We start from the raw sequence: 24192 nt of genomic DNA, 5'->3' as shown, positions 1-24192 counted from the left end.
CAAGGTAACCGTAGGGGAACCTGCGGTTGGATCACCTCCTTATTCTGTTATAGAATGCTGTCTTCGAAGTGCTCACACAAATTGTCTGATAAAAAAGTAACAAGATGGCTGTGAAGTCGTGACGCATATCCCGGCAGGCTTGTAGCTCAGGTGGTTAGAGCGCACCCCTGATAAGGGTGAGGTCGGTGGTTCAAGTCCACTCAGGCCTACCAAATTCTTTCTTATGTTGTATTAAGCCTGATAATTTGCTTATGCAGCTTATTGGGGCTATAGCTCAGCTGGGAGAGCGCCTGCCTTGCACGCAGGAGGTCAGCGGTTCGATCCCGCTTAGCTCCACCATTATCGACTTTAACATTGATAGTTAATAAATATTTCATAATATCCCTAAGGGTATGTTATGGAATATTTGTCTTTTCTTGACTTCATAGAAGATATGAAGATACAGATGCTGTCAGGCATCATCGCACATATCTTTTAATGGCCGTGAGAACACGTGGATAAGACGTCTGTGGGTTGTAAGGTTAAGTGATTAAGCGTACACGGTGGATGCCTTGGCAGTCAGAGGCGATGAAGGACGTGCTAATCTGCGAAAAACGCCGGTAAGGTGATATGAACCGTTATAACCGGCGGTGTCCGAATGGGGAAACCCAGTGTGATAAATCACACTATTATTAGCTCAATACATAGGCTAATAAGGCAAACCGGGGGAACTGAAACATCTAAGTACCCCGAGGAGAAGAAATCAACCGAGATTCCCCTAGTAGTGGCGAGCGAACGGGGAACAGCCCAGAGCCTTAATCAGTTTGTGCATTAGTGGAAGCGTCTGGAAAGTCGTAGGGAACAGGGTGATACTATTATTGAAAAGAGTTTTAAAAGACGTAAATTTCAGCTACTCCATACCAGATCGTCCGTATGGTCAAATAGATACTAGTAATTTGAATTTGCCCGGCACCATTAGCAATGGTAGTTACATCTGACCCACATGTCTAAACTTAGAAGTAATATACTACTACGCTAACAGTAATATGGCTCCCTACCCCTCCCTCAACCTTCCTTCTTCCTTATCAGGGCGTCCCCTAAAATAAAAGCCTTGAGCTATTACGGTAGTAAATTAGTGGTACAGTACCGTACAGAGATAATTTAAAGGTTGCATAATGTCCCCTCAATATTTCTCTCTGCAAGCAGACAACACCTTTGGCCTTAAAATCCAAGCGCGTCAACGCATTATTGCAGATACGCCGAATACAATTCTTAGCGCTTGGCAAAATAGTAGACGACGCCATCAGCCATTTCTTCTACTTGGCGCAGGCAGCAATGTACTTTTCCTCAATGATTTTGCCGGTATTGTAGTACTAAATCGTATTAAAGGGATTAAAATTAACGAGCAGGACAAAGCCTGGAAACTTCACGTAGGCGCTGGGGAAAACTGGCATATGCTAGTTGAATGGACATTGAAGAAAGGAATTAACGGTCTTGAAAACCTTGCACTGATCCCTGGCATGACAGGCAGTGCGCCTGTTCAAAACATAGGCGCCTATGGTATGGAGTTCAAAGATGTCTGTGAGTATGTTGACATCCTTAATCTGAATACGGGAATTACGCAAAGACTCGATCGTGAAGAGTGTGCCTTTGGTTACCGTGATAGCATCTTCAAGTATGAACCATATTATGCAATTATAGCAGTAGGAATCAATTTGAGTAAACAATGGCAACCACTACTTACCTATGGTGATTTGGCTCGCCTAAATCCTGTTACTGTTACCGCATTTGAAGTCTTTAATACTATTTGTTATATGCGTAAAAGCAAGCTGCCAGAGACATGCATGACAGGTAATGTTGGCAGTTTTTTTAAAAATCCTCTCGTAAGTTATGAAAAGGCTGAAATGCTTAAGATGACCTATCCAGGTATACCTTCCTACCCACAAGTGAATGGAAAGGTCAAACTGGCTGCGGGTTGGTTAATCGATCAATGTCAGTTAAAAGGGTTACGCATCGGTGGTGCGGAGGTCTATCAGAAACAGGCGCTGGTTCTTATCAATGTCGGACATGCTACATCCCAGGATATTATTGAACTTGCTAAAACTGTGCGTTTTCATGTTGGGAAAAAATTTGATGTCTGGCTTGAGCCTGAGGTACGCTTTATTGGTGCGCATGGAGAGTACAACACTCCTATAAAGGCAATTTTATGAAAGACTATAGCATCCCTTTAAAATTAATTGAGATACTCTCAGATGGAGAATTTCATTCCGGAGCAAATTTTGGTAAATCATTGGGTATGAGTCGAGCTGCAATAAACAAACATATTCAGACTCTAAAAAGCTGGGGACTAGATATCTATACAGTTACTGGTAAAGGGTATAGCTTGCCAGCGCCATTACAATTGCTAGATAAAAAAAAGATTCTCTCGCAACTAAAAGAGCCAAATCTAGATGTAATTCCCATTATTGATTCTACTAACCAGTACTTACTTAACCGCATAAGTGAGCTGCAATCTGGCGCTACTTGTATTGCTGAATATCAGCAGGCTGGAAGGGGAAGGCGCGGGCGGCGATGGTTCTCACCTTTCGGAGCAAATCTTTATGTGTCAACGTATTGGTGCCTAGAGCAAGGACCCGCTGCGGCTATAGGGGTCAGTCTCGTTATTGGCATTGTAATGGCAGAGATTTTACACCAGTTTGGGGTACAAGATGTACGTGTTAAGTGGCCTAACGATCTTTATTTACATGATCGTAAATTAGCTGGTATCCTCGTCGAACTAATAGGAAAAATAGGCGATGCAGCGCAAATTGTTATTGGAGCTGGTATTAATTTAGCAATGTACAGTACGAATACAGAGCAAATCAATCAGAAATGGATCGACCTGCAGGAAGCTGGAATTGTTGTCAATCGTAATGATCTTGCAGCTAAGTTAATTAATAGCCTACGTGCAGCTTTGCTTGTATTTGAGCGTGATGGACTAGTACCTTTTACCGAGCGATGGAGGCAGCTAGATAACTTCATTAATCGTCCTGTTAAGTTATTAATCGGTAATCAAGAAATTAATGGAATAGCACGTGGAATCGATAAGCAAGGCGGTTTAGTACTCGAGCAGAATGGAGAATTGAAGTCATGGTTAGGGGGAGAAATATCTCTGCGATCACAGTAAACAAAAACTGCCCCGTCTAAGGCAATCTTTTCAAGGGCTACTTACGTAGCCAAACTCTTTCCACAGCATGATTACTGCTTTTCCTCATAATAAGACTTGCTCGTGCACGCGTGGGTAAGATATTTTCCTGTAAGTTTAGCAAGTTGATTTCTTTCCATAAACTAGTAGCTATTTCTACTGCTTTCTCTTCAGAAAGCTGAGCATAATGATGGAAATAAGAGTTTGGATCAGTAAAGGCGCCTTTGCGAAATTTTAAAAATCTATCGATATACCAATGCTGTAGCAGATCTTCAGGTGCGTCTACATAGATAGAAAAATCAACAAAGTCTGAGACAAAGACATGATGCGGATCGTGAGGGTAATCCATTCCACTTTGTAATACATTTAATCCTTCAAGAATCAGTATGTCGGGTTGATACAATACTTTACCACCCTCAGGAATAACATCGTAAGTCAGATGAGAATATATGGGCGCAGTAACTTGGTTGGTGCCGGATTTTAAATCTGAAACGAAGTTCACTAGCCGATGTATGTCATAAGATTGCGGGAAACCTTTTTTTTTCATTAGGGATAGCTTTTTTAGCACCGCATTAGGATGCAGAAAACCATCTGTAGTGATGAGCTCAACTTTACGATGCTCTGGCCAGCGACTCAGCAATGCTTTCAGCACACGCGCTGTTGTGCTTTTACCTACAGCCACGCTTCCAGCAATGCTAATAATATAGGGAATTTTCTGTCTATTAGTACCTAAGAATTGCTCAAGTACTTCCTGGCGACGCAAGTTGGAACTGATATAAAAATTGAACAAACGCGATAAAGGAAGATAGATTTCTGCAACTTCTTCTAATGATAAATCTTCATTAATGCCTTTTAATTGTGTAATTTCTCCTTCTGTTAATGTCATCGGCACAGAATTTCGCAAGGCAGCCCACTGTTTGCGTGTAAACTCTAAATAAGGCGTTCTCAGAGGTGAATTTTTTTCATGCATAAATATTACGTCTAACTGCAAATTAAATCTCATTCATATCATACAGCTAAAAAAACCTGTAGTGATATGGAAATATCACTACAGGTTTTTTCTCAAAAATAAGAATCGGTAAAGAGATTTAATATCCCTTTAATTATACGAAGAAGAAAAATAGTAAATTTGTGCTCGCTTTCACAAATAACAGCAGTGTATAATCTCACTTGTAATGTTGTTAACATTACAAGTGTTCCCTATTATTTCTTTCTTTAGTAACTTTTATATACCTCAATAAAAAAAGCAGTCCTAGTAGTTAAAGATGTAACCTTAAGCAAAGAGGGACAAAAGAGTAGTCGTCGTGCGTGAAAACAGCTAGTTATTATAAATGGTTGCAGTAAATTGCTACAATTCGAGCACTTGTAGAAAAATAAACGATAGAGCCGTTTTAAGAATTTTTTTGTTGCATATTGTCGTCTATATTTCTAGAATGCGCTTCAATTGAAGCCGGCTTAGCTCAGTTGGTAGAGCAACTGACTTGTAATCAGTAGGTCACCAGTTCAATTCCGGTAGCCGGCATCATCAGTAAGTAGGTGGGATTCCCGAGCGGCCAAAGGGAGCAGACTGTAAATCTGCCGTCATAGACTTCGAAGGTTCGAATCCTTCTCCCACCACCATCTCAATTTTTCGGTTGGTTGCGGATAAAGACAGGTTATATACAATTGATATGTTAGTGAGTTATTTATTCTTCTTATCGGAAGAAACACTATGCTAAAGCATAGTTCGTATTAGTCAGCCACTTCGGTGGAAATAAAATATTGTAGGAGAATTTTTCTATACTCATAAAACTACAAGAGAACAAGAAATCGTGTTCTAAGTAAGATGCGGGCATCGTATAATGGTTATTACCTCAGCCTTCCAAGCTGATGATGCGGGTTCGATCCCCGCTGCCCGCTCCAAATATGCTGATATGGCTCAGTTGGTAGAGCACACCCTTGGTAAGGGTGAGGTCCCCAGTTCGATTCTGGGTATCAGCACCAATTATAATTCTAATTTTCTTTAGAATATTAAATTCATAGACAAATTAGTTAATTATAAAAATATTCTTAATATTTCTTTGTATCTCACAATACACGATAGGGATTCTGTTTGCAATTCCTGCAGGGTAGAACGGGATGTAAGTGTAGTTTTTACTAAAGTGATTCGTTATTAGCATTAGTAAATTAGCCATCTTCTGCGTCCCGTCTGTAGGGATAATTTAGTTAAAAGGTAAGCAGTGCACATACTTTATGTATGTACATAGTTCATGACAAAATCTCGGATTCGGTAAAGAGTAGAGCTGTTATTAATTGAAATATATAGAGTAGATGTGCTCCTCTACAAAGAAAATTACCTTATATTCCACTTAATTTTATCTAAAGACCCATTATTTCATCGAGTTTTTTGACTTCTTTTTATCCGCATCTACGATCTAATTTAACTAGAAGTGGAGGCAGTGAGATGAAAGGCGAGATTAAAATCATAAGGCATCTTAATAAATTATTAGGAAATGAATTAGTTGCTATTAGCCAGTACTTTCTACATGCTCGTATATTCAAAAATTGGGGCTTAATGCAACTTAATGATACAGAGTATCATGAATCTCTTGACGAGATGAAGCATGCTGATAAATATATCGAGCGTATTTTATTTCTTGAGGGTATCCCCAATTTACAAGATATAGGTCAGTTGCAGATTGGTAAAGATATTGAGGAAATGTTGCATTCTGATCTTCGGTTGGAGATGGAGGGGGTAAGTGACTTGCGCGAAGCTATCGCTTTTGCTGATAAAGTGCATGACTATGTTAGCCGCGACATTATGATCAATATCTTAGTAGATGAGGAACACCATATCGACTGGATTGAAACTGAGCTGTCTTTGATAAATAAAATAGGTATCCAAAATTACTTGCAAATGCAAATGAGAGAAGGAAAGTGAACTTTTAATAACTACATTAATAAGACAGCCCGTATCAGAGAAGTTTAGCTGAAATATGAGAAGGCTTGCGTTTTTCTCTTTTTCGTGTCTCATATTGTTATCGGTTCAACTTACTTCTTATTTAGTTGCCCGATGTAAAATGTAAATAGATTAATAGTATTAAAAAGGAGATTAAAACAAAACACAGGTTGCTTCCTAAGTAGATTTACGTACAATATGCTGTCCTGTCAATATTGGCAGACGTGATTAAAGCAGGATCGCAGGCGGCAGCATACTTAGGTCGCCTAACAACACTCCCAATTGGGGAGTTATATGCTGAACAATTACACTCCCCTATCAATTATAATGGGTACGAGGGGTGTTTTTTTCGTCTATCCAAAGTTTGGAGTTCTGGTCTTATGCAGAACCAAAGAATCCGTATCCGTCTTAAAGCGTTTGATCATCGTTTGATCGATCAATCAACCGCGGAAATCGTTGAGACTGCCAAGCGTACTGGTGCGCATGTGCATGGTCCAATTCCGTTGCCGACTCGTAAAGAACGTTTTACCGTTCTAATCTCACCACACGTTAATAAAGATGCGCGCGATCAGTATGAAATTCGTACTCACCAGCGTCTGGTAGACATCGTTGAGCCAACTGAAAAAACCGTTGATGCACTGATGCGTTTGGATCTGGCTGCCGGTGTAGATGTACAGATCAGCCTAGGTTAATCAGATCATCGGGCGATTAAGAGGTTGATACAATGATTGGTTTAGTAGGTAAAAAAATGGGCATGACCCGTATCTTTACTGAAGATGGTGTTTCTGTCCCAGTAACTGTAATAGAAATTGAAGCGAACCGTATTACCCAAGTCAAAGTCCTGGAAAATGATGGCTACCAAGCAATTCAGGTTACCACAGGTAATAAAAAACCGAACTGTGTAACCAAGCCTGAAGCTGGGCATTTTGCTAAAGCTGGCGTAGAAGCTGGCCGTGGTCTATGGGAATTTCGTACCTCTCAAGGTGAAGAATATTCTGTTGGCCAAAGCATCGGTATTGAAGTTTTTAATGATGTTAGAAAAGTAGACGTAACTGGTACCTCTAAAGGAAAAGGGTTCGCAGGTACGGTTAAACGATGGAACTTCCGTACCCAAGACGCAACGCACGGTAATTCCCTTTCTCATCGCGTTGCAGGTTCTATCGGTCAGAACCAGACTCCTGGAAAAGTGTTCAAGGGTAAGAAAATGGCAGGTCAGTTGGGTAATGAGCGTATAACCGTTCAGAGCCTAAATGTTATACGCGTTGACACTAATCGTAATTTACTGCTAGTCAAAGGTGCTGTCCCTGGTGCAACCGGTAGCGACCTGATCGTTAAACCAGCTGTGAAGATGTAAGGGGATAGCAATGGAATTACCACTAAAAAATGCGCAGAACACGATGACTGTTTCCGAAACTACCTTCGGTCGAGCTTTTAATAAAGCACTAGTTCATCAAGTTGTTGTTGCATATGCTGCAGGTGCCCGTCAAGGTACCCGAGCGCAGAAAACTCGTGCTAAAGTAAGTGGTTCAGGTAAAAAGCCATGGCGTCAAAAAGGTACTGGTCGTGCACGTTCAGGTTCTATCAGGAGTCCGATTTGGCGTTCAGGAGGTATCACTTTTGCTGCACGTCCACAGGACCATAGCCAAAAAGTTAACAAAAAAATGTACCGCGGTGCGCTAAAAAGCATTCTGTCTGAGTTGATACGTCAAGAGCGTCTAATAGTTGTTGAGAGGTTCTCTGTAGAGGCAGCGAAAACTAAGCTACTAGTACAGAAGCTGAAAGACATGGATCTGGAAGATGTGTTAATCATTACCAGTGAATTGGATGAAAACCTGTTCTTAGCTGCGCGTAACCTATATAAAGTTGATGTACGTGATGCAGCAAGTATAGACCCAGTGAGCTTAATCGCTTTTGAAAATGTCGTTATGACTGTTGGAGCAGTCCAGCAAATTGAGGAGATGCTGGCATGATTCGTGAAGAACGTCTACTGAAATTACTACGCGGGCCGCACGTATCTGAAAAAGCGTCTACTGCAATAGAAAAGAATAATACTATCGTGCTTAAAGTTGCGAAAGACGCTATTAAAACAGAGATCTTCGCCGCTGTGGAAGAACTTTTTGAAGTAAAAGTTCTACACGTAAACACTCTAGTTGTTAAAGGTAAGGTTAAGCGTCACGGAAAACATATAGGTCGTCGTAGCGACTGGAAAAAAGCTTACGTAACTTTGAAGGATGGACAGAACCTAGACTTCATAAGTGGTACTAAGTAAGTCGGAGAAAGACCATGGTAATTATGAAATGTAAACCGACATCTCCGGGTCGTCGTCATGTCGTTAAGGTGGTGAACCCTGAACTGCACAAGGGCAAACCTTTTGTCCCGCTTCTGGGGAAAAAAAATAAATCAGGAGGCCGGAACAATAACGGTCGTATTACTACTCGTCATATAGGTGGTGGTCATAAGCAAGCATATCGTATTATTGACTTCAAACGTAACAAAGACGGTATTCCAGCAGTTGTTGAACGTCTTGAGTACGATCCGAATCGCTCTGCGAACATCGCACTAATTTTGTACAAGGATGGCGAACGTCGTTATATTTTAGCGCCTAAAGGACTGAAAGGCGATGACAAAATTCAGTCTGGTGTTGATGCTGCTATTAGACCAGGGAATACGCTACCAATGCGTAACATCCCAGTAGGTTCTACCGTGCATAACGTAGAAATCAAGCCAGGAAAAGGTGGTCAAATTGCTCGCTCTGCTGGATCGTACGTGCAGATCCTTGCGCGTGAAGGATCTTACGTTACCTTGAGGTTGCGATCAGGAGAAATGCGTAAAGTAGAAGCTGACTGCCGCGCTACTTTAGGCGAAGTCGGAAATTCTGAGCACATGCTACGCGTTCTAGGCAAAGCTGGTGCGATGCGTTGGCGTGGTATTCGTCCGACTGTGCGTGGTACTGCAATGAACCCAGTTGATCATCCGCACGGTGGTGGTGAAGGTCGTAACTTTGGTAAACACCCAGTTACTCCTTGGGGTATTCAAACTAAAGGTAAGAAGACACGTAGCAATAAGCGTACTGACAAATTTATTATACGTCATCGTAGTAGCAAATAATTTTAGAGGATAAGACATGCCACGTTCTCTCAAGAAAGGTCCATTTGTTGACCTGCACTTGCTGAAGAAGGTAGAGAAAGCAGTGGAAAGCGGAGATAAGAAGCCGCTGCGCACTTGGTCCCGTCGTTCAACCATCTTCCCTAACATGATTGGGTTGACCATTGCTGTCCATAATGGACGTCAACACGTACCTGTCTTTGTTTCCGACGAAATGGTCGGCCACAAGTTAGGTGAATTTGCACCAACACGTACTTATCGTGGTCACACTATTGATAAGAAAATTAAGAAAAAATAAGCCGGAGAAAGAGATGGAAACTATTGCTCAACATCGCCATGCTCGTTCTTCTGCTCAGAAGGTGCGCTTAGTGGTTGACCTGATTCGAGGTGAAAAAGTATCGCAGGCTCTGGAAATTCTAACTTATACCAACAAGAAAGCAGCTTTATTGGTCAAAAAGGTCCTAGAATCTGCCATTGCTAACGCTGAACACAACGATGGTGTGGATATTGATGATCTGAAAATTGCGAAAATTTTCGCAGATGAAGGACCGAGTATGAAGCGAATTACGCCGCGTGCCAAAGGTCGTGCGGATCGTGTCCTGAAGCGCACTAGCCACATTACTGTGGTTGTGTCCGATCGCTGAGACTCTGGAGATTAGCAATGGGTCAGAAAGTACATCCTAATGGTATTCGTTTAGGTATTGTAAGACCATGGAACTCTACTTGGTTTGCAAGTACGAAGGAATTCGCAGATAATTTGGAAAGCGATTTTAAAGTTCGTCAGTTCCTAAATAAAGCACTGATGAAAGCGTCTGTATCTCGCATCGTTATCGAGCGTCCGGCTAAGAGTATCCGTGTTACTATTCATACCGCTCGACCAGGTATTGTTATAGGTAAAAAAGGTGAAGATGTAGAAAAATTACGCACGGTAGTCGCGAAAATCGCTGGCGTACCGGCACAAATTAATATTGCTGAAGTCCGTAAACCGGAGTTGGACGCAAAACTAGTTGCTGACAGCATCACTTCACAGTTAGAGCGCCGTGTAATGTTCCGTCGCGCGATGAAGCGTGCTGTTCAAAACGCCATGCGGTTGGGTGCGAAAGGTATCAAAGTTGAAGTAAGTGGACGTCTGGGAGGAGCTGAGATTGCACGTACTGAATGGTATCGTGAAGGCCGGGTACCATTGCACACACTTCGTGCTGACATTGACTATAATACTTCAGAAGCGCAAACTACTTACGGTGTGATCGGTGTTAAGGTGTGGATATTCAAAGGGGAGATCTTGGGTGGTATGGCTGCTGTTGAACAACCGGAAAAATCAGCTTCTCAACCGAAGAAGCAGCAGCGTAAAGTTCGTAAGTAAGGAGAGTCGCTGATGTTACAACCAAAGCGTACAAAATTTCGTAAAGTGCACAAAGGTCGTAACCGCGGTTTGGCGCAGGGTACAGATGTGAGCTTCGGCACTTTCGGTCTAAAAGCTGTGGGCCGTGGTCGTCTGACTGCTCGTCAGATCGAGGCAGCACGTCGTGCTATGACTCGTGCAATTAAGCGTCAAGGGAAAATTTGGATTCGTGTGTTTCCAGATAAACCAATCACCGAGAAACCGTTAGAAGTGCGTATGGGTAAAGGTAAGGGTAATGTAGAATACTGGGTTGCCCTAATTCAACCGGGCAAGGTTTTGTATGAAATGGACAGTGTTCCAGAAGAATTAGCACGTGAAGCATTCAAGTTAGCAGCAGCAAAACTTCCTATGAAAACTACCTTTGTTACTAAGACGGTGATGTAATGAAAGCAACTGAGCTGCGTAAAAAAAACCCTGAAGAGCTGAAGACTGAGCTGCTGAGTCTGCTACGTGAGCAATTTAACTTACGTATGCAGGTAGCATCTGGACAAGGGATTCAGCAAAATCATCTACTGAAGAAAATTCGCCGTGATGTTGCACGCGTTAAAACTTTACTAACTGAGAAGGCAGGTGGTGCAGTATGACGGATAAAATCCGTACGGTGCAGGGTCGTGTTATTAGTGATAAAATGCAGAAATCTGCTGTTGTTTCTATCGAACGTTTTGTGAAGCACCCAATCTATGGTAAATTCATCAGGCGTACGACTAAGCTGCACGTCCATGACGAGAACAATGAATGTGGAATTGGTGATGTGGTTGAAATTCGTGAAAGCCGCCCGTTATCAAAGACAAAATCCTGGATGTTAGTTCGTGTTCTTCAGAAAGCAGTTTTATAACGAGAATAATTTTTTCTGAAAATCTCTCTGCCGAAGCAGAGGGATTTTGCACTTTAAAGAAATTCTTAATAACAATTAAGTGGATGTTGTGTGGTGATTTAACACAGGTAATAAAAAGTCACAAAGAAGATGATGACTAGAGTTTTCTTCTTATTTATCTACCTGATATATCATTTATTAAATATGTTATTCTTATAAGCAACCAGGTTTTTTTAACTAGCTATTTATCTTTGCCTTATCTGGCAAAAGATGATCCGAAAAAAATTTTTTTATAGGATTGTAATTTATTTCGAGATTTATACGTATATTTAGCGGAGTAAATATAACGATATCCCCTGTAGTCTTGATAAATCAATATTATATTGGATTAGTTATATGAAGATTTTCGGTTTATGTATGAAATAATCTATGTAAATATTTTGAATTATCGAAAATCACATCGAGTACCAGCCATACACTGTCTGTTTCGAATATGTGTCTTGCTGTGAAAATTGTACCGAGTGTCGACAATTTTGCTCTTTATTATTTTTTCAATATCTTTGATAAAAGATTCGTTCACACTGGGTGAAAGACAGAGCCATGTGTAATAATACACGTTAAGTGCTGTAGTATCAACATGGAGAAGTTATGAAGGAATAAGGTGCTTAAAAAAATATAAAGGTATGGCTTGGTGCGATTTTAAAAGCTAGGACTGATCTAGATAGGTCTATAGCATAAGCAACGAAAAGGTCTTAGTTCGCAGAGGAGAAATGAATAGTTATCTATTCGTTAAATTTACTCTATTGGCTATAAAGTTAATGAGATATATTCGTAACGAATAGGGCTGATAGTGCGGTTTGCAAATAAAACAGATGCTAATTGTTATTGATACTATGCCTGAAGTATATGCTTTCCCCTCGTAATACGAGGGGGGAGATCAATATCTCCGTTGTTAAGCTGTGCATTTTCCTATCTATGTGTTAGAACCGGTGTTACAATGCCGCGCCTTTAGAATATGGGGCTTTCTAGCGACCTGAAATTTGGGTCCCAAAATAGTAATTGATATTATCGGAGCACAAAAATGATCCAAGGACAGACTATGCTAAGCGTTGCCGATAACTCCGGTGCACGTAGCGTAATGTGTATCAAGGTTCTGGGAGGCTCGCGTCGCCGTTATGCCGGCATAGGCGATATCATCAAAATTACCATCAAGGAAGCAATTCCACGTGGTAAGGTGAAAAAAGGTGATGTGTTGAAAGCAGTGGTAGTGCGTACGAAGAAAGGTGTGCGTCGCCCGGACGGTTCTGTCATTCGATTTGATGGTAACGCATGTGTTATTTTGAATAATAATAGCGAGCAGCCAATCGGAACACGTATTTTTGGTCCGGTGACTCGTGAATTACGCAATGAAAAATTCATGAAGATCATCTCGTTGGCACCAGAAGTACTCTAAGGAGCAAACAATGGCAGCAAAAATCCGTCGTAATGACGAAGTCATCGTTATAACCGGTAAAGATAAAGGTAAGCGCGGTAAAGTTAAGGATGTTCTACCTTATAATAAGGTCATTGTGGAAGGTATCAAATTGGTTAAGAAACATCAGAAGCAGATTCCAGATCTGAATCAACCTGGTGGTATTGTTGAAAAAGAATCTGTTATTCAAGTTTCTAATGTTTCAATTTTTAATACAGCGACGTGTAAAGCCGACCGAGTAGGCTTTAGATTCGAAGACGGTAAAAAAGTCCGCTTCTTCAAATCTAATAATGAAATCATTAAGTAATATTGGAGTATTACGATGGCGAAACTGCATGATTACTATAAAGATAAAGTAGTTCAGAAACTCATGACAGAGTTCGGCTACACTTCTGTCATGCAAGTCCCTCGGGTAGAGAAGATCACCCTGAACATGGGAGTTGGTGAAGCAATAACTGATAAGAAACTACTAGAAAATGCAACAGCTAACTTAGCAGCAATTTCCGGTCAAAAGCCTCTGGTCACCAAAGCACGTAAATCAGTTGCAGGCTTTAAAATCCGTCAGGGCTATCCCATTGGCTGTAAAGTCACTTTACGCGGTGAGCGTATGTGGGAGTTTTTTGAGCGGCTGATCATCATTGCCGTGCCACGTATCCGTGACTTTCGTGGTTTGTCTATAAAATCTTTCGATGGTCGTGGCAACTATAGCATGGGCGTCCGTGAGCAGATTATTTTTCCAGAAATTGACTACGACAAAGTTGATCGAGTGCGTGGTTTAGATATCACTATTACTACTACTGCGAAATCTAATGATGAAGGCCGTGCTCTTCTGACTGCCTTTGACTTCCCGTTTCGGAAGTAAGATAGGATTACTTAATGGCTAAGCAATCAATGAAAGCGCGCGAAATTAAGCGTTTAAGATTAGCAAATAAATTTTTCTCAAAACGGACTGAACTAAAAAAGATTATTTATAATTTGAATGCTTCCGATGAAATGCGTTGGAATGCTGTTCTTAAGCTTCAGACTCTCCCACGTGATTCCAGCCCATCTCGTCAGCGTAATCGCTGCCGTCAAACAGGGCGTCCACACGGTTTCTTGAGGAAGTTCGGGTTGAGCCGTATTAAGGTGCGTGAAGCTGCTATGCGCGGTGAAATCCCAGGCCTGAAAAAGGCCAGCTGGTAATTGTCACTAATTGAATCACGGGAGTAAAGACAGATGAGCATGCAAGATCCAATTGCCGATATGCTGACCCGTATCCGTAACGGTCAAGCCGCGAAAAAACTTACGGTTATCATGCCTTCCTCTAAGCTGAAAGTGGCAATTGCTAGCGTGCTGAAGGAAGAAGGTTACATTGAAGATTTTAAAATAGAAGGTGATATCAAGCGGGAACTGGAATTAACACTTAAATATTTTCAGAGTAAAGCTGTTGTAGAAAGTATTCAGCGTGTTAGTCGGCCGGGTCTGCGTATCTATAAGAAAAAAGATGAGTTGCCTAAAGTGATGGCAGGTTTAGGTATAGCGGTGATTTCTACCTCTAAAGGTGTCATGACTGATCACGCTGCACGTCAGGCTGGGATTGGTGGTGAAATTATCTGCTATGTGGCGTAAATCGGAGGAAATATGTCTCGTGTGGCTAAAGCACCTGTCGTTATTCCTGCCGGTGTAGAAGTAAAACTCAACGGCCAGGTAATTTTTATCAAAGGTAAAAATGGTGAGCTGACTCGTACTATCAATAGTGCCGTAGAAGTTAAGTATGCTAACAAAGCACTTATTTTCTCTCCTCGCGATGGTTTTGCAAATGGTTGGGCGCAGGCAGGTACTGCCCGTGCGTTGCTGAACGGTATGATTATTGGTGTTACTGAAGGCTTCACTAAGAAGCTTAGACTGATTGGTGTTGGTTATCGTGCGGCAATTAAAGGTAACATAGTCAATTTATCACTGGGTTTTTCTCATCCTATTGATCATCAACTTCCTACAGGTATCATTGCAGAATGTCCAACACAGACTGAAATCGTGCTGAAGGGCGCTGATAAACAACAAATCGGTCAGGTTGCAGCTGACTTGCGTGCTTATCGTCGTCCTGAGCCTTACAAAGGCAAAGGTATCTGTTACGCCGACGAAGTCGTGCGTATTAAAGAGGCTAAGAAGAAGTAAGGTAAAACAACAACACCATGGACAAGAAATCTGCTCGTATCCGTCGTGCAACCCGCGCACGTCGTAAGCTCAAAGAGCTGGGCGCTACTCGCCTAGTGGTACATCGTACCCCGCGTCACATTTACGCACAGGTAATCGCCCCCAACGGTTCCAAAGTTCTAGTGGCTGCTTCTACTGTAGAAAAAGCTATCTCCGAACAACTGAAGTACACTGGTAACAAAGATGCCGCGGCGGCAGTAGGTAAAGCTATTGCTGAGCGCGCAATAGAGAAAGGTATTAAAGATGTTTCTTTCGACCGTTCCGGTTTTCAATATCATGGTCGTATCCAGGCACTAGCAAATGCTGCCCGTGAAGCTGGCCTTCAGTTCTGAGGTAGAGGTCTACTAAGATGTCACACATCGAAAAACAAACTGGCGAACTACAGGAAAAATTAATCGCAGTAAACCGTGTTTCTAAGACTGTGAAAGGTGGTCGTATTTTCTCCTTTACTGCACTAACGGTAGTGGGTGACGGTAATGGTCGCGTTGGTTTTGGTTACGGTAAAGCTCGTGAAGTTCCGGCAGCGATTCAGAAAGCAATGGAAAAAGCCCGTCGTAATATGATTAACGTCGTGCTGACTAATGGTACTCTACAGCATCCGGTTCAAGGTGCTCATACGGGTTCACACGTGTTCATGCAACCCGCTTCTGAAGGTACTGGTATCATTGCTGGCGGTGCCATGAGATCTTTTTTAGAAGTCGCAGGAGTCCATAACGTTCTAGCTAAAGCATACGGTTCTACAAATCCGATCAACGTAGTTCGCGCAACTATCGACGGCTTAAGTAACATGAAATCTCCGGAAATGGTCGCAGCTAAGCGTGGTAAATCTGTTGAAGAAATTCTGGGGTAATCTGATGGGTAAGATTATTAAAATTACTCAAACTCGTAGTTCAATCGGCCTTCTATCTAGGCACAAAGCCACTCTAGTTGGCTTAGGTCTACGTCGTATTGGGCACACTGTTGAGCGTGAAGATACACCGGCAGTACGCGGTATGGTCAACGTAGTTTATTACATGGTTAAAGTGGAGTAGTAATAAATGCATTTGAATACTCTGTCTCCGGCCGTAGGATCTAAGCACACAGCGAAGCGTCTAGGTCGTGGTATTGGTTCTGGCTTCGGTAAAACCGGTGGTCGTGGTCATAAAGGTCAAAAGTCTCGTGCTGGAGGTGGTGTACGTCGAGGTTTTGAGGGTGGGCAGATGCCTTTGTATCGTCGTCTACCAAAATTTGGCTTTACATCGCGCAAATCATTCATGGAAGAAGTGCGTCTATCTGATATAGCAAAAGTAGAAGGCGGTATTGTTACCTTGAAAACATTGAAAGCAGCTAACGTAATTGGTGTACAGATTGAATGCGTGAAAGTAATTTCATCTGGTAAAATTTCTGTACCGGTAATAGTGCGCGGTCTATGTGTCACCAAGGGTGCTTGTGCTGCAATCAAAGCCGTTGGCGGTAATATTGAGGAATAAGTAGCAGATGGCTAAACGACCGGGATTAGATTTTCAAAGTGCCAAAGGTGTCTTCGGTGAATTAAAACGCAGAATGCTGTTTGTAATCGGTGCATTGACTGTCTTCCGTATTGGTTCTTTTGTTCCAATCCCTGGTATTAATACTGCTTTACTTGCCAAAATGCTTGAGCAGCAACGAGGCACTATCATTGAAATGTTTAATATGTTCTCCGGTGGTGCTCTTAGCCGTGCTTCAATTTTTGCATTGGGTATTATGCCTTATATTTCTTCTTCTATTATCATACAGTTATTAATGGTAATTCATCCGGTATTGGCGGAGGTTAAGAAAGAAGGGGAGAGTGGCCGTCGTAAGATTAGTCAGTACACCCGCTACGGTACTTTGATATTGGCAATATTTCAATCAATCGGTATTGCTACAAGTTTACCAAGAATGCCTGGAATGTATGGCTTAGTGATTAATCCAGGACTTGCTTTCTACTTTACTGCTGTTGTGAGCCTGGTTACTGGGACAATGTTCTTGATGTGGTTAGGTGAACAAATTACTGAACGAGGTATTGGCAATGGTATTTCGATTATCATCTTTGCTGGTATTGTTGCAGGACTTCCTCCTGCTATTGGCCATACCATCGAGCAAGCGCGGCAAGGTGAACTGCACTTCCTCCTGTTGATGTTAGTTGCGATTCTTGTGTTTGTAGTGACTTTTTTCGTTGTCTTCGTTGAGCGTTCTCAACGCCGTATTGTAGTTAATTATGCAAAAAGGCAGCAGGGTCGCCGTATGTATGCTGCACAAAGCACACATTTACCGTTGAAAGTGAATATGGCAGGAGTTATTCCAGCTATTTTTGCTTCTAGCATTATTTTGTTCCCTGCGACGATAGCATCCTGGTTTGGAGGTGGTACAGGTTGGCACTGGTTGACAACAATTTCATTGTATTTACAACCAGGACAGCCACTTTATGTGCTACTTTATGCGGCTGCAATTATCTTTTTCTGTTTTTTTTATACGGCATTTATTTTCAGCCCACGCGAAACAGCAGATAACCTGAAGAAGTCTGGTGCATTCGTACCGGGTATTCGTCCTGGAGAACAAACGGCGAAGTATATTGATAAGGTAATGACGCGTTTAACATTAATCGGCGCGTTCTACATTACTTTTATTTGTTTAATCCCGGAGTTCATGCGTAGTGCTATGAAGGTTCCTTTCTACTTTGGTGGTACGTCTTTGCTCATTGTAGTAGTTGTTATTATGGATTTCATGGCTCAAGTGCAAACTATGATGATGTCTAGTCGGTACGACTCTGTATTAAAGAAAGCAAATTTAAAAGGCTATGGCCGTTAATTCAAGAAGTTGAGAAGTTACGGAGATTAAAAATGAAAGTTCGTGCTTCCGTCAAGAAATTATGTCGTAATTGTAAAATTGTCCGTCGCGACGGTGTCATACGTGTACTTTGTAGCACCGAACCTAAACATAAACAGCGGCAAGGCTGATTTTCTATATTTTTCTTGCAAAGTCGGGTTAAGCTCGCTAGATTATGCGGCTAATCTTTTGTATAAGAATACGTTTCCATTTGAGCATTCTGAAAACGGGCTTTTCAGTATGGGGAGCATTTATTAAATTATTAGGAGTGAATAGTGGCCCGTATAGCAGGCATTAACATTCCTGATCATAAACACACCGTTATCGCCTTAACGTCGATTTTCGGTATCGGCAAGGCCCGTTCTAAAGCCATTTGCGCTGCAATGGGGATCGCTGAAGATGTGAAGATCAGTGAGCTGTCCGAAGAACAGATTGATCAACTGCGTGATGCAGCTAGTAAGTTCGTTGTTGAAGGTGATTTACGTCGCGAAATCAACCTGAGCATCAAGCGTCTGATGGATCTTGGTTGCTACCGTGGTTTACGCCATCGTCGTGGTCTGCCAGTACGTGGTCAGCGTACCAAGACTAATGCACGTATCCGTAAAGGTCCGCGCAAACCGATCAAGAAATAATCGGGGTAAATAAATCATGGTAAAAGCACCAATTCGTGCACGTAAACGCATAAAAAAGCAACTTTCAGATGGTGTGGCTCATGTTCATGCTTCTTTTAATAATACTATAGTGACCATTACTGATCGTCAGGGTAATGTACTAGGTTGGGCAACCGCCGGTGGATCCGGTTTCCGAGGTTCTCGTAAATCTACTCCGTTTGCTGCTCAGGTTGCTGCAGAGCGCTGTGCAGAAGCCGTGAAAGATTACGGTATTAAGAATCTGGAAGTCATGGTTAAGGGTCCGGGGCCGGGGCGCGAATCTACTATTCGTGCTTTGAACACTGCAGGATTCCGTATTACTAACATTACTGATGTGACTCCGATTCCTCATAACGGTTGTCGTCCACCGAAGAAACGTCGTGTATAACACCCCCGTTTTTAGGATAATTGGAGAAGAAAATGGCAAGATATTTGGGTCCTAAGCTCAAGCTAAGCCGTCGTGAGGGCACAGACCTTTTTCTAAAGTCTAGCGTTCGCGCGATTGATTCTAAGTGTAAAATTGAACAAGCACCTGGTCAGCATGGTGCGCGTAAACCGCGTCTTTCTGATTATGGTGGGCAATTGCGTGAAAAACAAAAAGTTCGTCGTATATACAGTGTACTGGAACGTCAGTTCCACAATTACTATAAAGAAGCGGCACGCCTGAAAGGAAACACCGGCGCAAACCTATTAGCGCTGCTAGAAGGTCGTTTAGATAACGTAGTGTACCGTATGGGATTCGGCGCTACTCGTGCAGAAGCACGTCAGCTAGTTAGCCACAGATCTGTAATGGTTAACGGTCGTGTTGTTAACATAGCGTCTTATCAGGTATCTCCGAATGATATCATCAGTATACGTGAGAAAGCTAAAAAGCAATCTCGTGTGAAAGCGGCTCTAGAGCTAGCTGAGCAGCGTGAAAAGCCCACTTGGCTAGAAGTTGATACGACTAAAATAGAAGGTGTGTTTAAACACATTCCTGAACGTATCGATCTGTCTGCGGACATTAACGAATACCTGATCGTCGAGCTTTACTCTAAGTAAGCAAAGCTTAGTACCAAAGAGAGGACACAATGCAGGGTTCTGTGACAGAGTTTCTAAAACCACGAATGGTAGATATCGAGCAAGTGAGTTCGACGCACGCTAAGGTGACGCTTGAACCTCTAGAACGTGGCTTTGGCCATACTCTTGGTAATGCACTTCGCCGTATTCTGCTTTCTTCCATGCCAGGTTGTGCGGTGACTGAAGTTGAGATTGATGGTGTTCTTCATGAATATAGTACTAAAGAGGGTGTACAGGAAGATATCTTAGAAATCATGCTCAACTTGAAAGGATTATCAGTAAGAGTTCATGGTAAAGATGAAGCTATCCTGACTTTGAAGAAATCTGGTATTGGCCCTGTGACTGCAGCCGACATTATCCACGACAGTGATGTTGAAATCGTCAAGCCACAGTGCGTGATCTGTCATCTGACAGAAGAGAATGCATCGATCAGCATGCTTATAAAAGTTCAACGTGGTCGTGGCTATGTACCGGCTTCCGCCCGCATTCATTTGGAAGAGGATGAGCGTCCAATTGGACGCCTGTTAGTAGATGCTTGTTATAGCCCAGTAGACCGTATCGCCTATAATGTGGAAGCAGCGCGTGTAGAACAGCGTACTGACCTTGATAAGCTAGTTATTGAAATGGAGACTAACGGCACCATTGATCCTGAAGAAGCAATTCGTCGTGCTGCTACTATCCTGGCAGAACAACTAGAAGCTTTCGTTGATTTACGTGATGTACGTCAGCTGGAAGTAAAAGAAGAAAAACCAGAATTCGATCCGATACTGCTGCGCCCTGTTGATGATCTGGAATTAACTGTCCGTTCTGCTAATTGCCTCAAGGCAGAAGCTATTCACTATATCGGTGATCTGGTACAACGTACCGAGGTCGAGCTACTCAAAACACCTAATTTAGGGAAAAAATCTCTTACTGAGATTAAAGATGTGCTCGCTTCCCGTGGTCTTTCTCTTGGCATGCGTCTTGAGAATTGGCCTCCGGCAAGCATAACTGATGAATAACCATCGCACAGGTTAAGGTTTCATTGAGAAGGATAAGTTCATGCGCCATCGTAAGATTGGTCGTCAACTGAACCGCAACAGCAGCCATCGTCAGGCTATGTTTCGTAACATGGCTAGCTCTCTAGTGCGTCATGAGGTCATTAAAACGACTCTGCCGAAAGCCAAAGAGCTGCGTCGTGTAGTTGAGCCGCTGATTACTCTTGCCAAGATTGACAACATCGCTAATCGTCGTCTGGCATTCGCCCGTACTCGTGACAACGAGATAGTGGCAAAACTATTTAACGAGCTGGGACCACGCTTTACAGGTCGTCCTGGTGGTTACACTCGAATTTTAAAGTGTGGCTTTCGTACTGGTGACAATGCGCTTATGGCATATATTGAGCTAGTGGATCGTCCAGAAGCTCAAACAAAAAATATTAAAGAGTAAAAGTTTACAGTGTGATAAAAAACCCGCTTCAGCGGGTTTTTTATCACTGTATTATTTATCCTGCTTGTTAATCTCCTAAACATACTTATCCCCATCTGAGTAATCGAAAAAATGCTTAAAAAGCATTTTTATGCAGTAAAAAAGAGTATAAAATTCAGTAATTTTTCTTAGGAAGGCGAAGGCTTGCTAATTTGAGCAAGAAGACAATAATAATGAGGTTGTTTGAGGTCATCTAATTTGGTGACCGTCGGAAGCCTAGGTATAAATAGTAACATTACGACGTAAAATTTTTATTCGTATGGATTATATGCTTACATTAAATAGAGAGCGAGTTACTAAATAATAGACTGCCATCACAAAATTTTATTATAAGCAATACCTCACAGTAAGTCCTTTAGCAAACTTTACTATGTGTAAGACATAAGTGTATTTAGGAGGTATTAGATCAATAGATTTAATATTTACTATGAGAAAATTATTTCAGTGGATTAAAATAATTAATAATGCATTTTTGCTGAAATAAAATTTTTTATGCATTAGATTAGGTTATATGTGGAAAGAACTAATATATTATATGGTAACAGGACACAACACTAGTTTCATCAGAAACTCATGATGCTGATGTCAGAGTCTTCTCTCTGCGTCCTGCTCCCATAATTACGAGTTTGTTCCATATTCTTCTTATAAGAAAATAGCATTTGTTATTTGTTGATTCAGGTAGTCAGATTGATATCAACAACTGTAATGTCATTATTCTAGCAGTCCAGATTTACTTTCAGAACACCTCGAAGTACTTAGGGAAGTACTAGGAAATCATCCCAATTGCGGATCATGACTTAATTAAGTCACTTTTACCAGTTTAGCATAGAAAAAGCCATCTCCGCCTTCAATAGTTGGAAAAATCTGTAGCCCTGTTATATTGCTATTTTGTAGGACTGCGGCACGTGCATCCGTATGGCGTCTTAGAAAAGTTTTTATCTGAATTTCATTTTCTTCCGGTAGAACGGAACAGGTCGCATAGAGCAGTGTACCTCTTGGTTTTAAATGCATCCAGCTCGCCTCTAGGAGATCTCTCTGTAGCGCTGCCAGTTTAGAAATATCCCTATTACGGCGTAGCCATTTAATGTCTGGATGACGGCGAATAACGCCTGTTGCTGAGCAAGGCGCATCTAGTAGAATACGATCAAATTGGCGTCCGCCGCACCACGCTTCAGGTGTACGCCCATCGCCTTGTTTTACTTCTGCATGCATATTAAGTCTCTGCAAATTCTTTCGTAAACATTCTAAGCGGTGGGCATCTACATCAACTGCCATCACGTGTGCTTCAGGAGCGATTTCAAATATATGTGTGGTTTTTCCTCCTGGTGCTGCACAGAGATCAAGGATCTGTTCACCATTTTCTGGTTCCAGTAACAAGGCACAGCGTTGTGCAGATAGATCCTGAACTGTAACCCATCCGGCAGCGAACCCCGGAAGTTTGCTAACAGGAGAGGGTGATTCTAGCCGTAGAGCATCAGGTACAATTTCATTTGCAACAGCAGAATTTCCACTTTGAATTAGTAATGTTAACCAACTATCTCGGCTATGATATTGGCGATTCACGCGTACCCACATTGGTGGGTACTGATTATTTGCTTCTATAATCTGCTGCCATTTTCCTGGCCACGCTTTTTTCAGTCTTTGTAGTAGCCAAGTTGGATGCAGATGTCGCTGAGGACCCCGATTGACTTCTGTCATAAGTAGCACTTGTTGACGCTGGAACTGACGCAACACACCGTTAAGAAGACCTTTAAAGTTACTGTACTGAAGTATTTCAGCACCAGCAACAGTTTCTGCTAATGCAGCATGAGCAGGTACACGTGTATATATAAGTTGATAGATACCGACCATAATCAGATAGTGTAAAACACGATATTTATCAGTCAACGGGCGCTTCATCAGTTTGCAGATTAAAGTTTCTAGCTGCGGCAATGTACGTAAAACTCCAAAGCAGAACTCTTGTACCAGTGCTCCATTTTTATCAGACAATTGTTTCTTTACGTCAGGTAAAATTGTGCTAAGCGATACACCTTCATCAATAACACGCTCAATCAGTTGAGCAGCAAGGCTACGTAGGTTAGTTGATTTAATCATACGAGTTTATATATGCTAATTTCAAATATCGTAGTACGACAGAATCTGCATTTAAAGTCAGCATAAGATGCTGCCTGACATGAACCATTCACGACGTGAGTTAAGCAAATCCTGTGCTGACATCGGCTTTTTACCGGCAGGCTGAAGCGTTTGAAGATTTAATACTCCTTCGGAGGTGGCAACTTGGATACCCTGCTTATTAGCTATAATAATCTCTCCCGGCTGTTTAGTAATGTGTGGTAATATATTTGATTGCCACACTTTTACCAATTGGTTTTCAATAAAGAAATAACTCATCGGCCAAGGATTAAAAGCACGTATACAACGTTCAAGCTGGATTGCGGGAAGCTGCCAATCGATCCTAGCTTCCTCTTTGCTTAGCTTCTTCGCATAATTAGCTTGAGAGTGATCCTGCTTTTTTGGCTGGGCACATCCATCCGCTAGCTGCGCTAACGTGTCCAATAGAGCTTGTGAACCAAGCTGTTCCAGTTTTTTATGCAGTGTGGCACTAGTATCTTGCGCTGTAATGGGACAGCTGCGCTTATAAAGTATATCACCGGTATCGAGGCTAACGTCCATCTGTATAATGGTCACACCGGTTTTGCTGTCACCTGCCCAGAGTGCACGCTGAATAGGGGCGGCCCCTCTCCAGCGCGGTAGTAGTGAACTGTGCACATTAATACAACCGAGGCAAGGAATCTCTAGCACAGCCTGCGGTATTATTATTCCGTAGGCGACTACTACCATTATATCAGATTGCATATTAGCGACTAACTGCTGGTTTTGAGAGCAATAAAATGATGTCGGCTGAAAGACAGGAATGGCATGCGACTGCGCTAAAATTTTTACGGGACTGAAAGCCAGTTTCTTACCGCGTCCGGCAGGACGATCTGGTTGAGTAAAAACACCAACAATTTGGTGTTCAGAAGCAAGTAACGTATCAAGATGACACGCCGCAAAACTAGGTGTGCCTGCAAAGATAATTTTCAGCGGAGCTGACATAGCAGTCG

At 42.1% G+C, this 24192-nt stretch carries 34 protein-coding genes, 6 tRNA genes and 1 other annotated feature; of the genes, 37 read left to right on the top strand and 3 right to left on the bottom strand.

Annotated elements, in window-relative coordinates; translation table 11 throughout:
* Nucleotides 1-135: 135 nt before the first annotated feature.
* The 4 genes from FD729_RS01915 to birA all read left to right on the top strand — a co-directional run bounded on the left by FD729_RS01915 (nucleotide 136) and on the right by birA (nucleotide 3145).
* Nucleotides 136-212, top strand: a tRNA-Ile gene (locus FD729_RS01915).
* Nucleotides 213-263: 51 nt separating this feature from the next.
* Nucleotides 264-339, top strand: a tRNA-Ala gene (locus tag FD729_RS01910).
* A 218-nt stretch (nucleotides 340-557) separates the two neighbouring features.
* Nucleotides 558-978 (top strand) — a sequence feature (23S ribosomal RNA rRNA prediction is too short).
* Nucleotides 979-1154: 176 nt separating this feature from the next.
* Nucleotides 1155-2189 (top strand): UDP-N-acetylmuramate dehydrogenase, encoded by a 1035-nt coding sequence (gene murB / locus FD729_RS01905; protein ID WP_159931593.1) that lies wholly within the window; start codon nucleotides 1155-1157, stop codon nucleotides 2187-2189.
* Nucleotides 2186-3145: a bifunctional biotin--[acetyl-CoA-carboxylase] ligase/biotin operon repressor BirA gene (birA, locus tag FD729_RS01900; RefSeq protein ID WP_159931592.1), complete on the top strand. Its 960-nt coding sequence runs from the start codon at nucleotides 2186-2188 to the stop codon at nucleotides 3143-3145. The genes murB and birA overlap by 4 nt, the downstream gene beginning before the upstream one ends.
* Before the next feature lie 37 nt (nucleotides 3146-3182).
* Here the strand turns inward: birA and coaA are convergent, their stop codons facing one another.
* The gene (gene coaA, locus FD729_RS01895) at nucleotides 3183-4133 is read right to left on the bottom strand and encodes a type I pantothenate kinase (RefSeq protein WP_159931612.1); all 951 of its coding nucleotides are present in this window, start codon (nucleotides 4131-4133) and stop codon (nucleotides 3183-3185) included.
* Between the two features lie 479 nt (nucleotides 4134-4612).
* Here coaA and FD729_RS01890 point away from each other — a divergent pair.
* From FD729_RS01890 to rplQ, 33 genes are all read left to right on the top strand, one after another.
* Nucleotides 4613-4685, top strand: a tRNA-Thr gene (locus tag FD729_RS01890).
* 13 nt (nucleotides 4686-4698) lie between these two features.
* Nucleotides 4699-4783 (top strand) — tRNA-Tyr (locus FD729_RS01885).
* Nucleotides 4784-4990: 207 nt separating this feature from the next.
* Nucleotides 4991-5065 (top strand) — tRNA-Gly (locus FD729_RS01880).
* A 5-nt stretch (nucleotides 5066-5070) separates the two neighbouring features.
* Nucleotides 5071-5146, top strand: a tRNA-Thr gene (locus FD729_RS01875).
* A 460-nt stretch (nucleotides 5147-5606) separates the two neighbouring features.
* Entirely contained in the window at nucleotides 5607-6083 is a 477-nt protein-coding gene (gene bfr, locus FD729_RS01870) for a bacterioferritin (RefSeq protein WP_159931591.1), read from the top strand.
* Between the two features lie 398 nt (nucleotides 6084-6481).
* Nucleotides 6482-6793, top strand: coding sequence for a 30S ribosomal protein S10 (gene rpsJ, locus FD729_RS01865; protein WP_159931590.1), 312 nt, complete (start codon nucleotides 6482-6484; stop codon nucleotides 6791-6793).
* A 32-nt stretch (nucleotides 6794-6825) separates the two neighbouring features.
* Nucleotides 6826-7455 carry a 50S ribosomal protein L3 gene (gene rplC / locus FD729_RS01860; protein WP_159931589.1) on the top strand — a complete coding sequence of 210 codons (630 nt, stop codon included), beginning with the start codon at nucleotides 6826-6828 and terminating at the stop codon, nucleotides 7453-7455.
* Between the two features lie 10 nt (nucleotides 7456-7465).
* Entirely contained in the window at nucleotides 7466-8071 is a 606-nt protein-coding gene (rplD, locus tag FD729_RS01855; RefSeq protein WP_159931588.1) for a 50S ribosomal protein L4, read from the top strand.
* Nucleotides 8068-8370 (top strand): 50S ribosomal protein L23, encoded by a 303-nt coding sequence (gene rplW, locus FD729_RS01850; protein ID WP_159931587.1) that lies wholly within the window; start codon nucleotides 8068-8070, stop codon nucleotides 8368-8370. Before rplD ends, rplW begins: the two co-directional genes overlap by 4 nt.
* A 14-nt stretch (nucleotides 8371-8384) precedes the next feature.
* Nucleotides 8385-9209 (top strand): 50S ribosomal protein L2, encoded by an 825-nt coding sequence (gene rplB / locus FD729_RS01845; RefSeq protein ID WP_159931586.1) that lies wholly within the window; start codon nucleotides 8385-8387, stop codon nucleotides 9207-9209.
* Nucleotides 9210-9225: 16 nt separating this feature from the next.
* A complete protein-coding gene (rpsS, locus tag FD729_RS01840) occupies nucleotides 9226-9504 on the top strand; it encodes a 30S ribosomal protein S19 (protein WP_159931585.1) in 279 nt (92 codons plus the stop codon).
* 13 nt (nucleotides 9505-9517) lie between these two features.
* Nucleotides 9518-9850, top strand: a complete 333-nt coding sequence (rplV, locus tag FD729_RS01835; protein ID WP_159931584.1) for a 50S ribosomal protein L22 — start codon at nucleotides 9518-9520, stop codon at nucleotides 9848-9850.
* A gap of 17 nt (nucleotides 9851-9867) precedes the next feature.
* Nucleotides 9868-10569: a 30S ribosomal protein S3 gene (gene rpsC, locus FD729_RS01830; RefSeq protein ID WP_159931583.1), complete on the top strand. Its 702-nt coding sequence runs from the start codon at nucleotides 9868-9870 to the stop codon at nucleotides 10567-10569.
* A 12-nt stretch (nucleotides 10570-10581) separates the two neighbouring features.
* Nucleotides 10582-10992 carry a 50S ribosomal protein L16 gene (rplP, locus tag FD729_RS01825; protein ID WP_159931582.1) on the top strand — a complete coding sequence of 137 codons (411 nt, stop codon included), beginning with the start codon at nucleotides 10582-10584 and terminating at the stop codon, nucleotides 10990-10992.
* Entirely contained in the window at nucleotides 10992-11192 is a 201-nt protein-coding gene (gene rpmC, locus FD729_RS01820; protein WP_159931581.1) for a 50S ribosomal protein L29, read from the top strand. Before rplP ends, rpmC begins: the two co-directional genes overlap by 1 nt.
* Nucleotides 11189-11443 (top strand): 30S ribosomal protein S17, encoded by a 255-nt coding sequence (rpsQ, locus tag FD729_RS01815; RefSeq protein ID WP_159931580.1) that lies wholly within the window; start codon nucleotides 11189-11191, stop codon nucleotides 11441-11443. The genes rpmC and rpsQ overlap by 4 nt, the downstream gene beginning before the upstream one ends.
* 1060 nt (nucleotides 11444-12503) lie before the next feature.
* The gene (rplN, locus tag FD729_RS01810; protein WP_159931579.1) at nucleotides 12504-12875 is read left to right on the top strand and encodes a 50S ribosomal protein L14; all 372 of its coding nucleotides are present in this window, start codon (nucleotides 12504-12506) and stop codon (nucleotides 12873-12875) included.
* A 10-nt stretch (nucleotides 12876-12885) separates the two neighbouring features.
* On the top strand, nucleotides 12886-13200 hold the full coding sequence (gene rplX, locus FD729_RS01805) for a 50S ribosomal protein L24 (protein WP_159931578.1): 315 nt from the start codon (nucleotides 12886-12888) through the stop codon (nucleotides 13198-13200).
* 15 nt (nucleotides 13201-13215) lie between these two features.
* Nucleotides 13216-13755 (top strand): 50S ribosomal protein L5, encoded by a 540-nt coding sequence (gene rplE / locus FD729_RS01800; protein ID WP_159931577.1) that lies wholly within the window; start codon nucleotides 13216-13218, stop codon nucleotides 13753-13755.
* Between the two features lie 14 nt (nucleotides 13756-13769).
* Nucleotides 13770-14075: a 30S ribosomal protein S14 gene (rpsN, locus tag FD729_RS01795; RefSeq protein ID WP_159931576.1), complete on the top strand. Its 306-nt coding sequence runs from the start codon at nucleotides 13770-13772 to the stop codon at nucleotides 14073-14075.
* 33 nt (nucleotides 14076-14108) lie between these two features.
* A complete protein-coding gene (rpsH, locus tag FD729_RS01790) occupies nucleotides 14109-14501 on the top strand; it encodes a 30S ribosomal protein S8 (protein WP_159931575.1) in 393 nt (130 codons plus the stop codon).
* 12 nt (nucleotides 14502-14513) lie between these two features.
* Complete coding sequence (gene rplF, locus FD729_RS01785) at nucleotides 14514-15047, top strand: 50S ribosomal protein L6 (RefSeq protein WP_159931574.1); 534 nt, start codon at nucleotides 14514-14516, stop codon at nucleotides 15045-15047.
* Nucleotides 15048-15064: 17 nt separating this feature from the next.
* Nucleotides 15065-15418: a 50S ribosomal protein L18 gene (gene rplR, locus FD729_RS01780; protein WP_159931573.1), complete on the top strand. Its 354-nt coding sequence runs from the start codon at nucleotides 15065-15067 to the stop codon at nucleotides 15416-15418.
* Between the two features lie 17 nt (nucleotides 15419-15435).
* Nucleotides 15436-15936 carry a 30S ribosomal protein S5 gene (gene rpsE, locus FD729_RS01775; RefSeq protein WP_159931572.1) on the top strand — a complete coding sequence of 167 codons (501 nt, stop codon included), beginning with the start codon at nucleotides 15436-15438 and terminating at the stop codon, nucleotides 15934-15936.
* A 4-nt stretch (nucleotides 15937-15940) separates the two neighbouring features.
* Nucleotides 15941-16117, top strand: coding sequence for a 50S ribosomal protein L30 (gene rpmD, locus FD729_RS01770; RefSeq protein ID WP_159931571.1), 177 nt, complete (start codon nucleotides 15941-15943; stop codon nucleotides 16115-16117).
* A gap of 6 nt (nucleotides 16118-16123) precedes the next feature.
* Nucleotides 16124-16555 (top strand): 50S ribosomal protein L15, encoded by a 432-nt coding sequence (gene rplO, locus FD729_RS01765; protein WP_159931570.1) that lies wholly within the window; start codon nucleotides 16124-16126, stop codon nucleotides 16553-16555.
* Nucleotides 16556-16562: 7 nt separating this feature from the next.
* Nucleotides 16563-17894, top strand: coding sequence for a preprotein translocase subunit SecY (gene secY / locus FD729_RS01760; protein WP_159931569.1), 1332 nt, complete (start codon nucleotides 16563-16565; stop codon nucleotides 17892-17894).
* Between the two features lie 32 nt (nucleotides 17895-17926).
* Nucleotides 17927-18043, top strand: a complete 117-nt coding sequence (rpmJ, locus tag FD729_RS01755) for a 50S ribosomal protein L36 (RefSeq protein WP_159931568.1) — start codon at nucleotides 17927-17929, stop codon at nucleotides 18041-18043.
* Nucleotides 18044-18187: 144 nt separating this feature from the next.
* Complete coding sequence (gene rpsM, locus FD729_RS01750) at nucleotides 18188-18544, top strand: 30S ribosomal protein S13 (RefSeq protein WP_159931567.1); 357 nt, start codon at nucleotides 18188-18190, stop codon at nucleotides 18542-18544.
* Nucleotides 18545-18560: 16 nt separating this feature from the next.
* Nucleotides 18561-18950, top strand: coding sequence for a 30S ribosomal protein S11 (gene rpsK, locus FD729_RS01745; protein WP_159931566.1), 390 nt, complete (start codon nucleotides 18561-18563; stop codon nucleotides 18948-18950).
* Nucleotides 18951-18982: 32 nt separating this feature from the next.
* Nucleotides 18983-19603, top strand: coding sequence for a 30S ribosomal protein S4 (gene rpsD, locus FD729_RS01740; protein WP_159931565.1), 621 nt, complete (start codon nucleotides 18983-18985; stop codon nucleotides 19601-19603).
* 29 nt (nucleotides 19604-19632) lie between these two features.
* Nucleotides 19633-20622 carry a DNA-directed RNA polymerase subunit alpha gene (gene rpoA, locus FD729_RS01735; protein WP_159931564.1) on the top strand — a complete coding sequence of 330 codons (990 nt, stop codon included), beginning with the start codon at nucleotides 19633-19635 and terminating at the stop codon, nucleotides 20620-20622.
* A gap of 40 nt (nucleotides 20623-20662) precedes the next feature.
* On the top strand, nucleotides 20663-21049 hold the full coding sequence (gene rplQ, locus FD729_RS01730) for a 50S ribosomal protein L17 (RefSeq protein ID WP_159931563.1): 387 nt from the start codon (nucleotides 20663-20665) through the stop codon (nucleotides 21047-21049).
* A gap of 840 nt (nucleotides 21050-21889) precedes the next feature.
* On the opposite strand, the gene rsmB is transcribed toward rplQ, so the two are convergent.
* Nucleotides 21890-23182 (bottom strand): 16S rRNA (cytosine(967)-C(5))-methyltransferase RsmB, encoded by a 1293-nt coding sequence (rsmB, locus tag FD729_RS01725; protein WP_159931562.1) that lies wholly within the window; start codon nucleotides 23180-23182, stop codon nucleotides 21890-21892.
* Nucleotides 23183-23239: 57 nt separating this feature from the next.
* The gene (gene fmt, locus FD729_RS01720) at nucleotides 23240-24184 is read right to left on the bottom strand and encodes a methionyl-tRNA formyltransferase (RefSeq protein ID WP_159931561.1); all 945 of its coding nucleotides are present in this window, start codon (nucleotides 24182-24184) and stop codon (nucleotides 23240-23242) included.
* Nucleotides 24185-24192: the final 8 nt, after the last annotated feature.

Source organism: Pantoea sp. Nvir (genome assembly GCF_009829915.1).
Classification (GTDB): Bacteria; Pseudomonadota; Gammaproteobacteria; order Enterobacterales; family Enterobacteriaceae; genus Pantoea.
The sequence above is the reverse complement of the archived record's forward strand: the minus strand, read 5'-3'. Positions and strand labels throughout refer to the sequence as shown.

Bases quoted from the DNA above. Each gene is read 5' to 3' on its own strand.
- murB (WP_159931593.1), top strand. From the start codon at position 1,155: ATGTCCCCTCAATATTTCTCTCTGCAAGCAGACAACACCTTTGGCCTT.
- birA (WP_159931592.1), top strand. From the start codon at position 2,186: ATGAAAGACTATAGCATCCCTTTAAAATTAATTGAGATACTCTCAGAT.
- coaA (WP_159931612.1), bottom strand. From the start codon at position 4,133: ATGCATGAAAAAAATTCACCTCTGAGAACGCCTTATTTAGAGTTTACA.
- bfr (WP_159931591.1), top strand. From the start codon at position 5,607: ATGAAAGGCGAGATTAAAATCATAAGGCATCTTAATAAATTATTAGGA.
- rpsJ (WP_159931590.1), top strand. From the start codon at position 6,482: ATGCAGAACCAAAGAATCCGTATCCGTCTTAAAGCGTTTGATCATCGT.
- rplC (WP_159931589.1), top strand. From the start codon at position 6,826: ATGATTGGTTTAGTAGGTAAAAAAATGGGCATGACCCGTATCTTTACT.
- rplD (WP_159931588.1), top strand. From the start codon at position 7,466: ATGGAATTACCACTAAAAAATGCGCAGAACACGATGACTGTTTCCGAA.
- rplW (WP_159931587.1), top strand. From the start codon at position 8,068: ATGATTCGTGAAGAACGTCTACTGAAATTACTACGCGGGCCGCACGTA.
- rplB (WP_159931586.1), top strand. From the start codon at position 8,385: ATGGTAATTATGAAATGTAAACCGACATCTCCGGGTCGTCGTCATGTC.
- rpsS (WP_159931585.1), top strand. From the start codon at position 9,226: ATGCCACGTTCTCTCAAGAAAGGTCCATTTGTTGACCTGCACTTGCTG.
- rplV (WP_159931584.1), top strand. From the start codon at position 9,518: ATGGAAACTATTGCTCAACATCGCCATGCTCGTTCTTCTGCTCAGAAG.
- rpsC (WP_159931583.1), top strand. From the start codon at position 9,868: ATGGGTCAGAAAGTACATCCTAATGGTATTCGTTTAGGTATTGTAAGA.
- rplP (WP_159931582.1), top strand. From the start codon at position 10,582: ATGTTACAACCAAAGCGTACAAAATTTCGTAAAGTGCACAAAGGTCGT.
- rpmC (WP_159931581.1), top strand. From the start codon at position 10,992: ATGAAAGCAACTGAGCTGCGTAAAAAAAACCCTGAAGAGCTGAAGACT.
- rpsQ (WP_159931580.1), top strand. From the start codon at position 11,189: ATGACGGATAAAATCCGTACGGTGCAGGGTCGTGTTATTAGTGATAAA.
- rplN (WP_159931579.1), top strand. From the start codon at position 12,504: ATGATCCAAGGACAGACTATGCTAAGCGTTGCCGATAACTCCGGTGCA.
- rplX (WP_159931578.1), top strand. From the start codon at position 12,886: ATGGCAGCAAAAATCCGTCGTAATGACGAAGTCATCGTTATAACCGGT.
- rplE (WP_159931577.1), top strand. From the start codon at position 13,216: ATGGCGAAACTGCATGATTACTATAAAGATAAAGTAGTTCAGAAACTC.
- rpsN (WP_159931576.1), top strand. From the start codon at position 13,770: ATGGCTAAGCAATCAATGAAAGCGCGCGAAATTAAGCGTTTAAGATTA.
- rpsH (WP_159931575.1), top strand. From the start codon at position 14,109: ATGAGCATGCAAGATCCAATTGCCGATATGCTGACCCGTATCCGTAAC.
- rplF (WP_159931574.1), top strand. From the start codon at position 14,514: ATGTCTCGTGTGGCTAAAGCACCTGTCGTTATTCCTGCCGGTGTAGAA.
- rplR (WP_159931573.1), top strand. From the start codon at position 15,065: ATGGACAAGAAATCTGCTCGTATCCGTCGTGCAACCCGCGCACGTCGT.
- rpsE (WP_159931572.1), top strand. From the start codon at position 15,436: ATGTCACACATCGAAAAACAAACTGGCGAACTACAGGAAAAATTAATC.
- rpmD (WP_159931571.1), top strand. From the start codon at position 15,941: ATGGGTAAGATTATTAAAATTACTCAAACTCGTAGTTCAATCGGCCTT.
- rplO (WP_159931570.1), top strand. From the start codon at position 16,124: ATGCATTTGAATACTCTGTCTCCGGCCGTAGGATCTAAGCACACAGCG.
- secY (WP_159931569.1), top strand. From the start codon at position 16,563: ATGGCTAAACGACCGGGATTAGATTTTCAAAGTGCCAAAGGTGTCTTC.
- rpmJ (WP_159931568.1), top strand. From the start codon at position 17,927: ATGAAAGTTCGTGCTTCCGTCAAGAAATTATGTCGTAATTGTAAAATT.
- rpsK (WP_159931566.1), top strand. From the start codon at position 18,561: ATGGTAAAAGCACCAATTCGTGCACGTAAACGCATAAAAAAGCAACTT.
- rpsD (WP_159931565.1), top strand. From the start codon at position 18,983: ATGGCAAGATATTTGGGTCCTAAGCTCAAGCTAAGCCGTCGTGAGGGC.
- rpoA (WP_159931564.1), top strand. From the start codon at position 19,633: ATGCAGGGTTCTGTGACAGAGTTTCTAAAACCACGAATGGTAGATATC.
- rplQ (WP_159931563.1), top strand. From the start codon at position 20,663: ATGCGCCATCGTAAGATTGGTCGTCAACTGAACCGCAACAGCAGCCAT.
- rsmB (WP_159931562.1), bottom strand. From the start codon at position 23,182: ATGATTAAATCAACTAACCTACGTAGCCTTGCTGCTCAACTGATTGAG.
- fmt (WP_159931561.1), bottom strand. From the start codon at position 24,184: ATGTCAGCTCCGCTGAAAATTATCTTTGCAGGCACACCTAGTTTTGCG.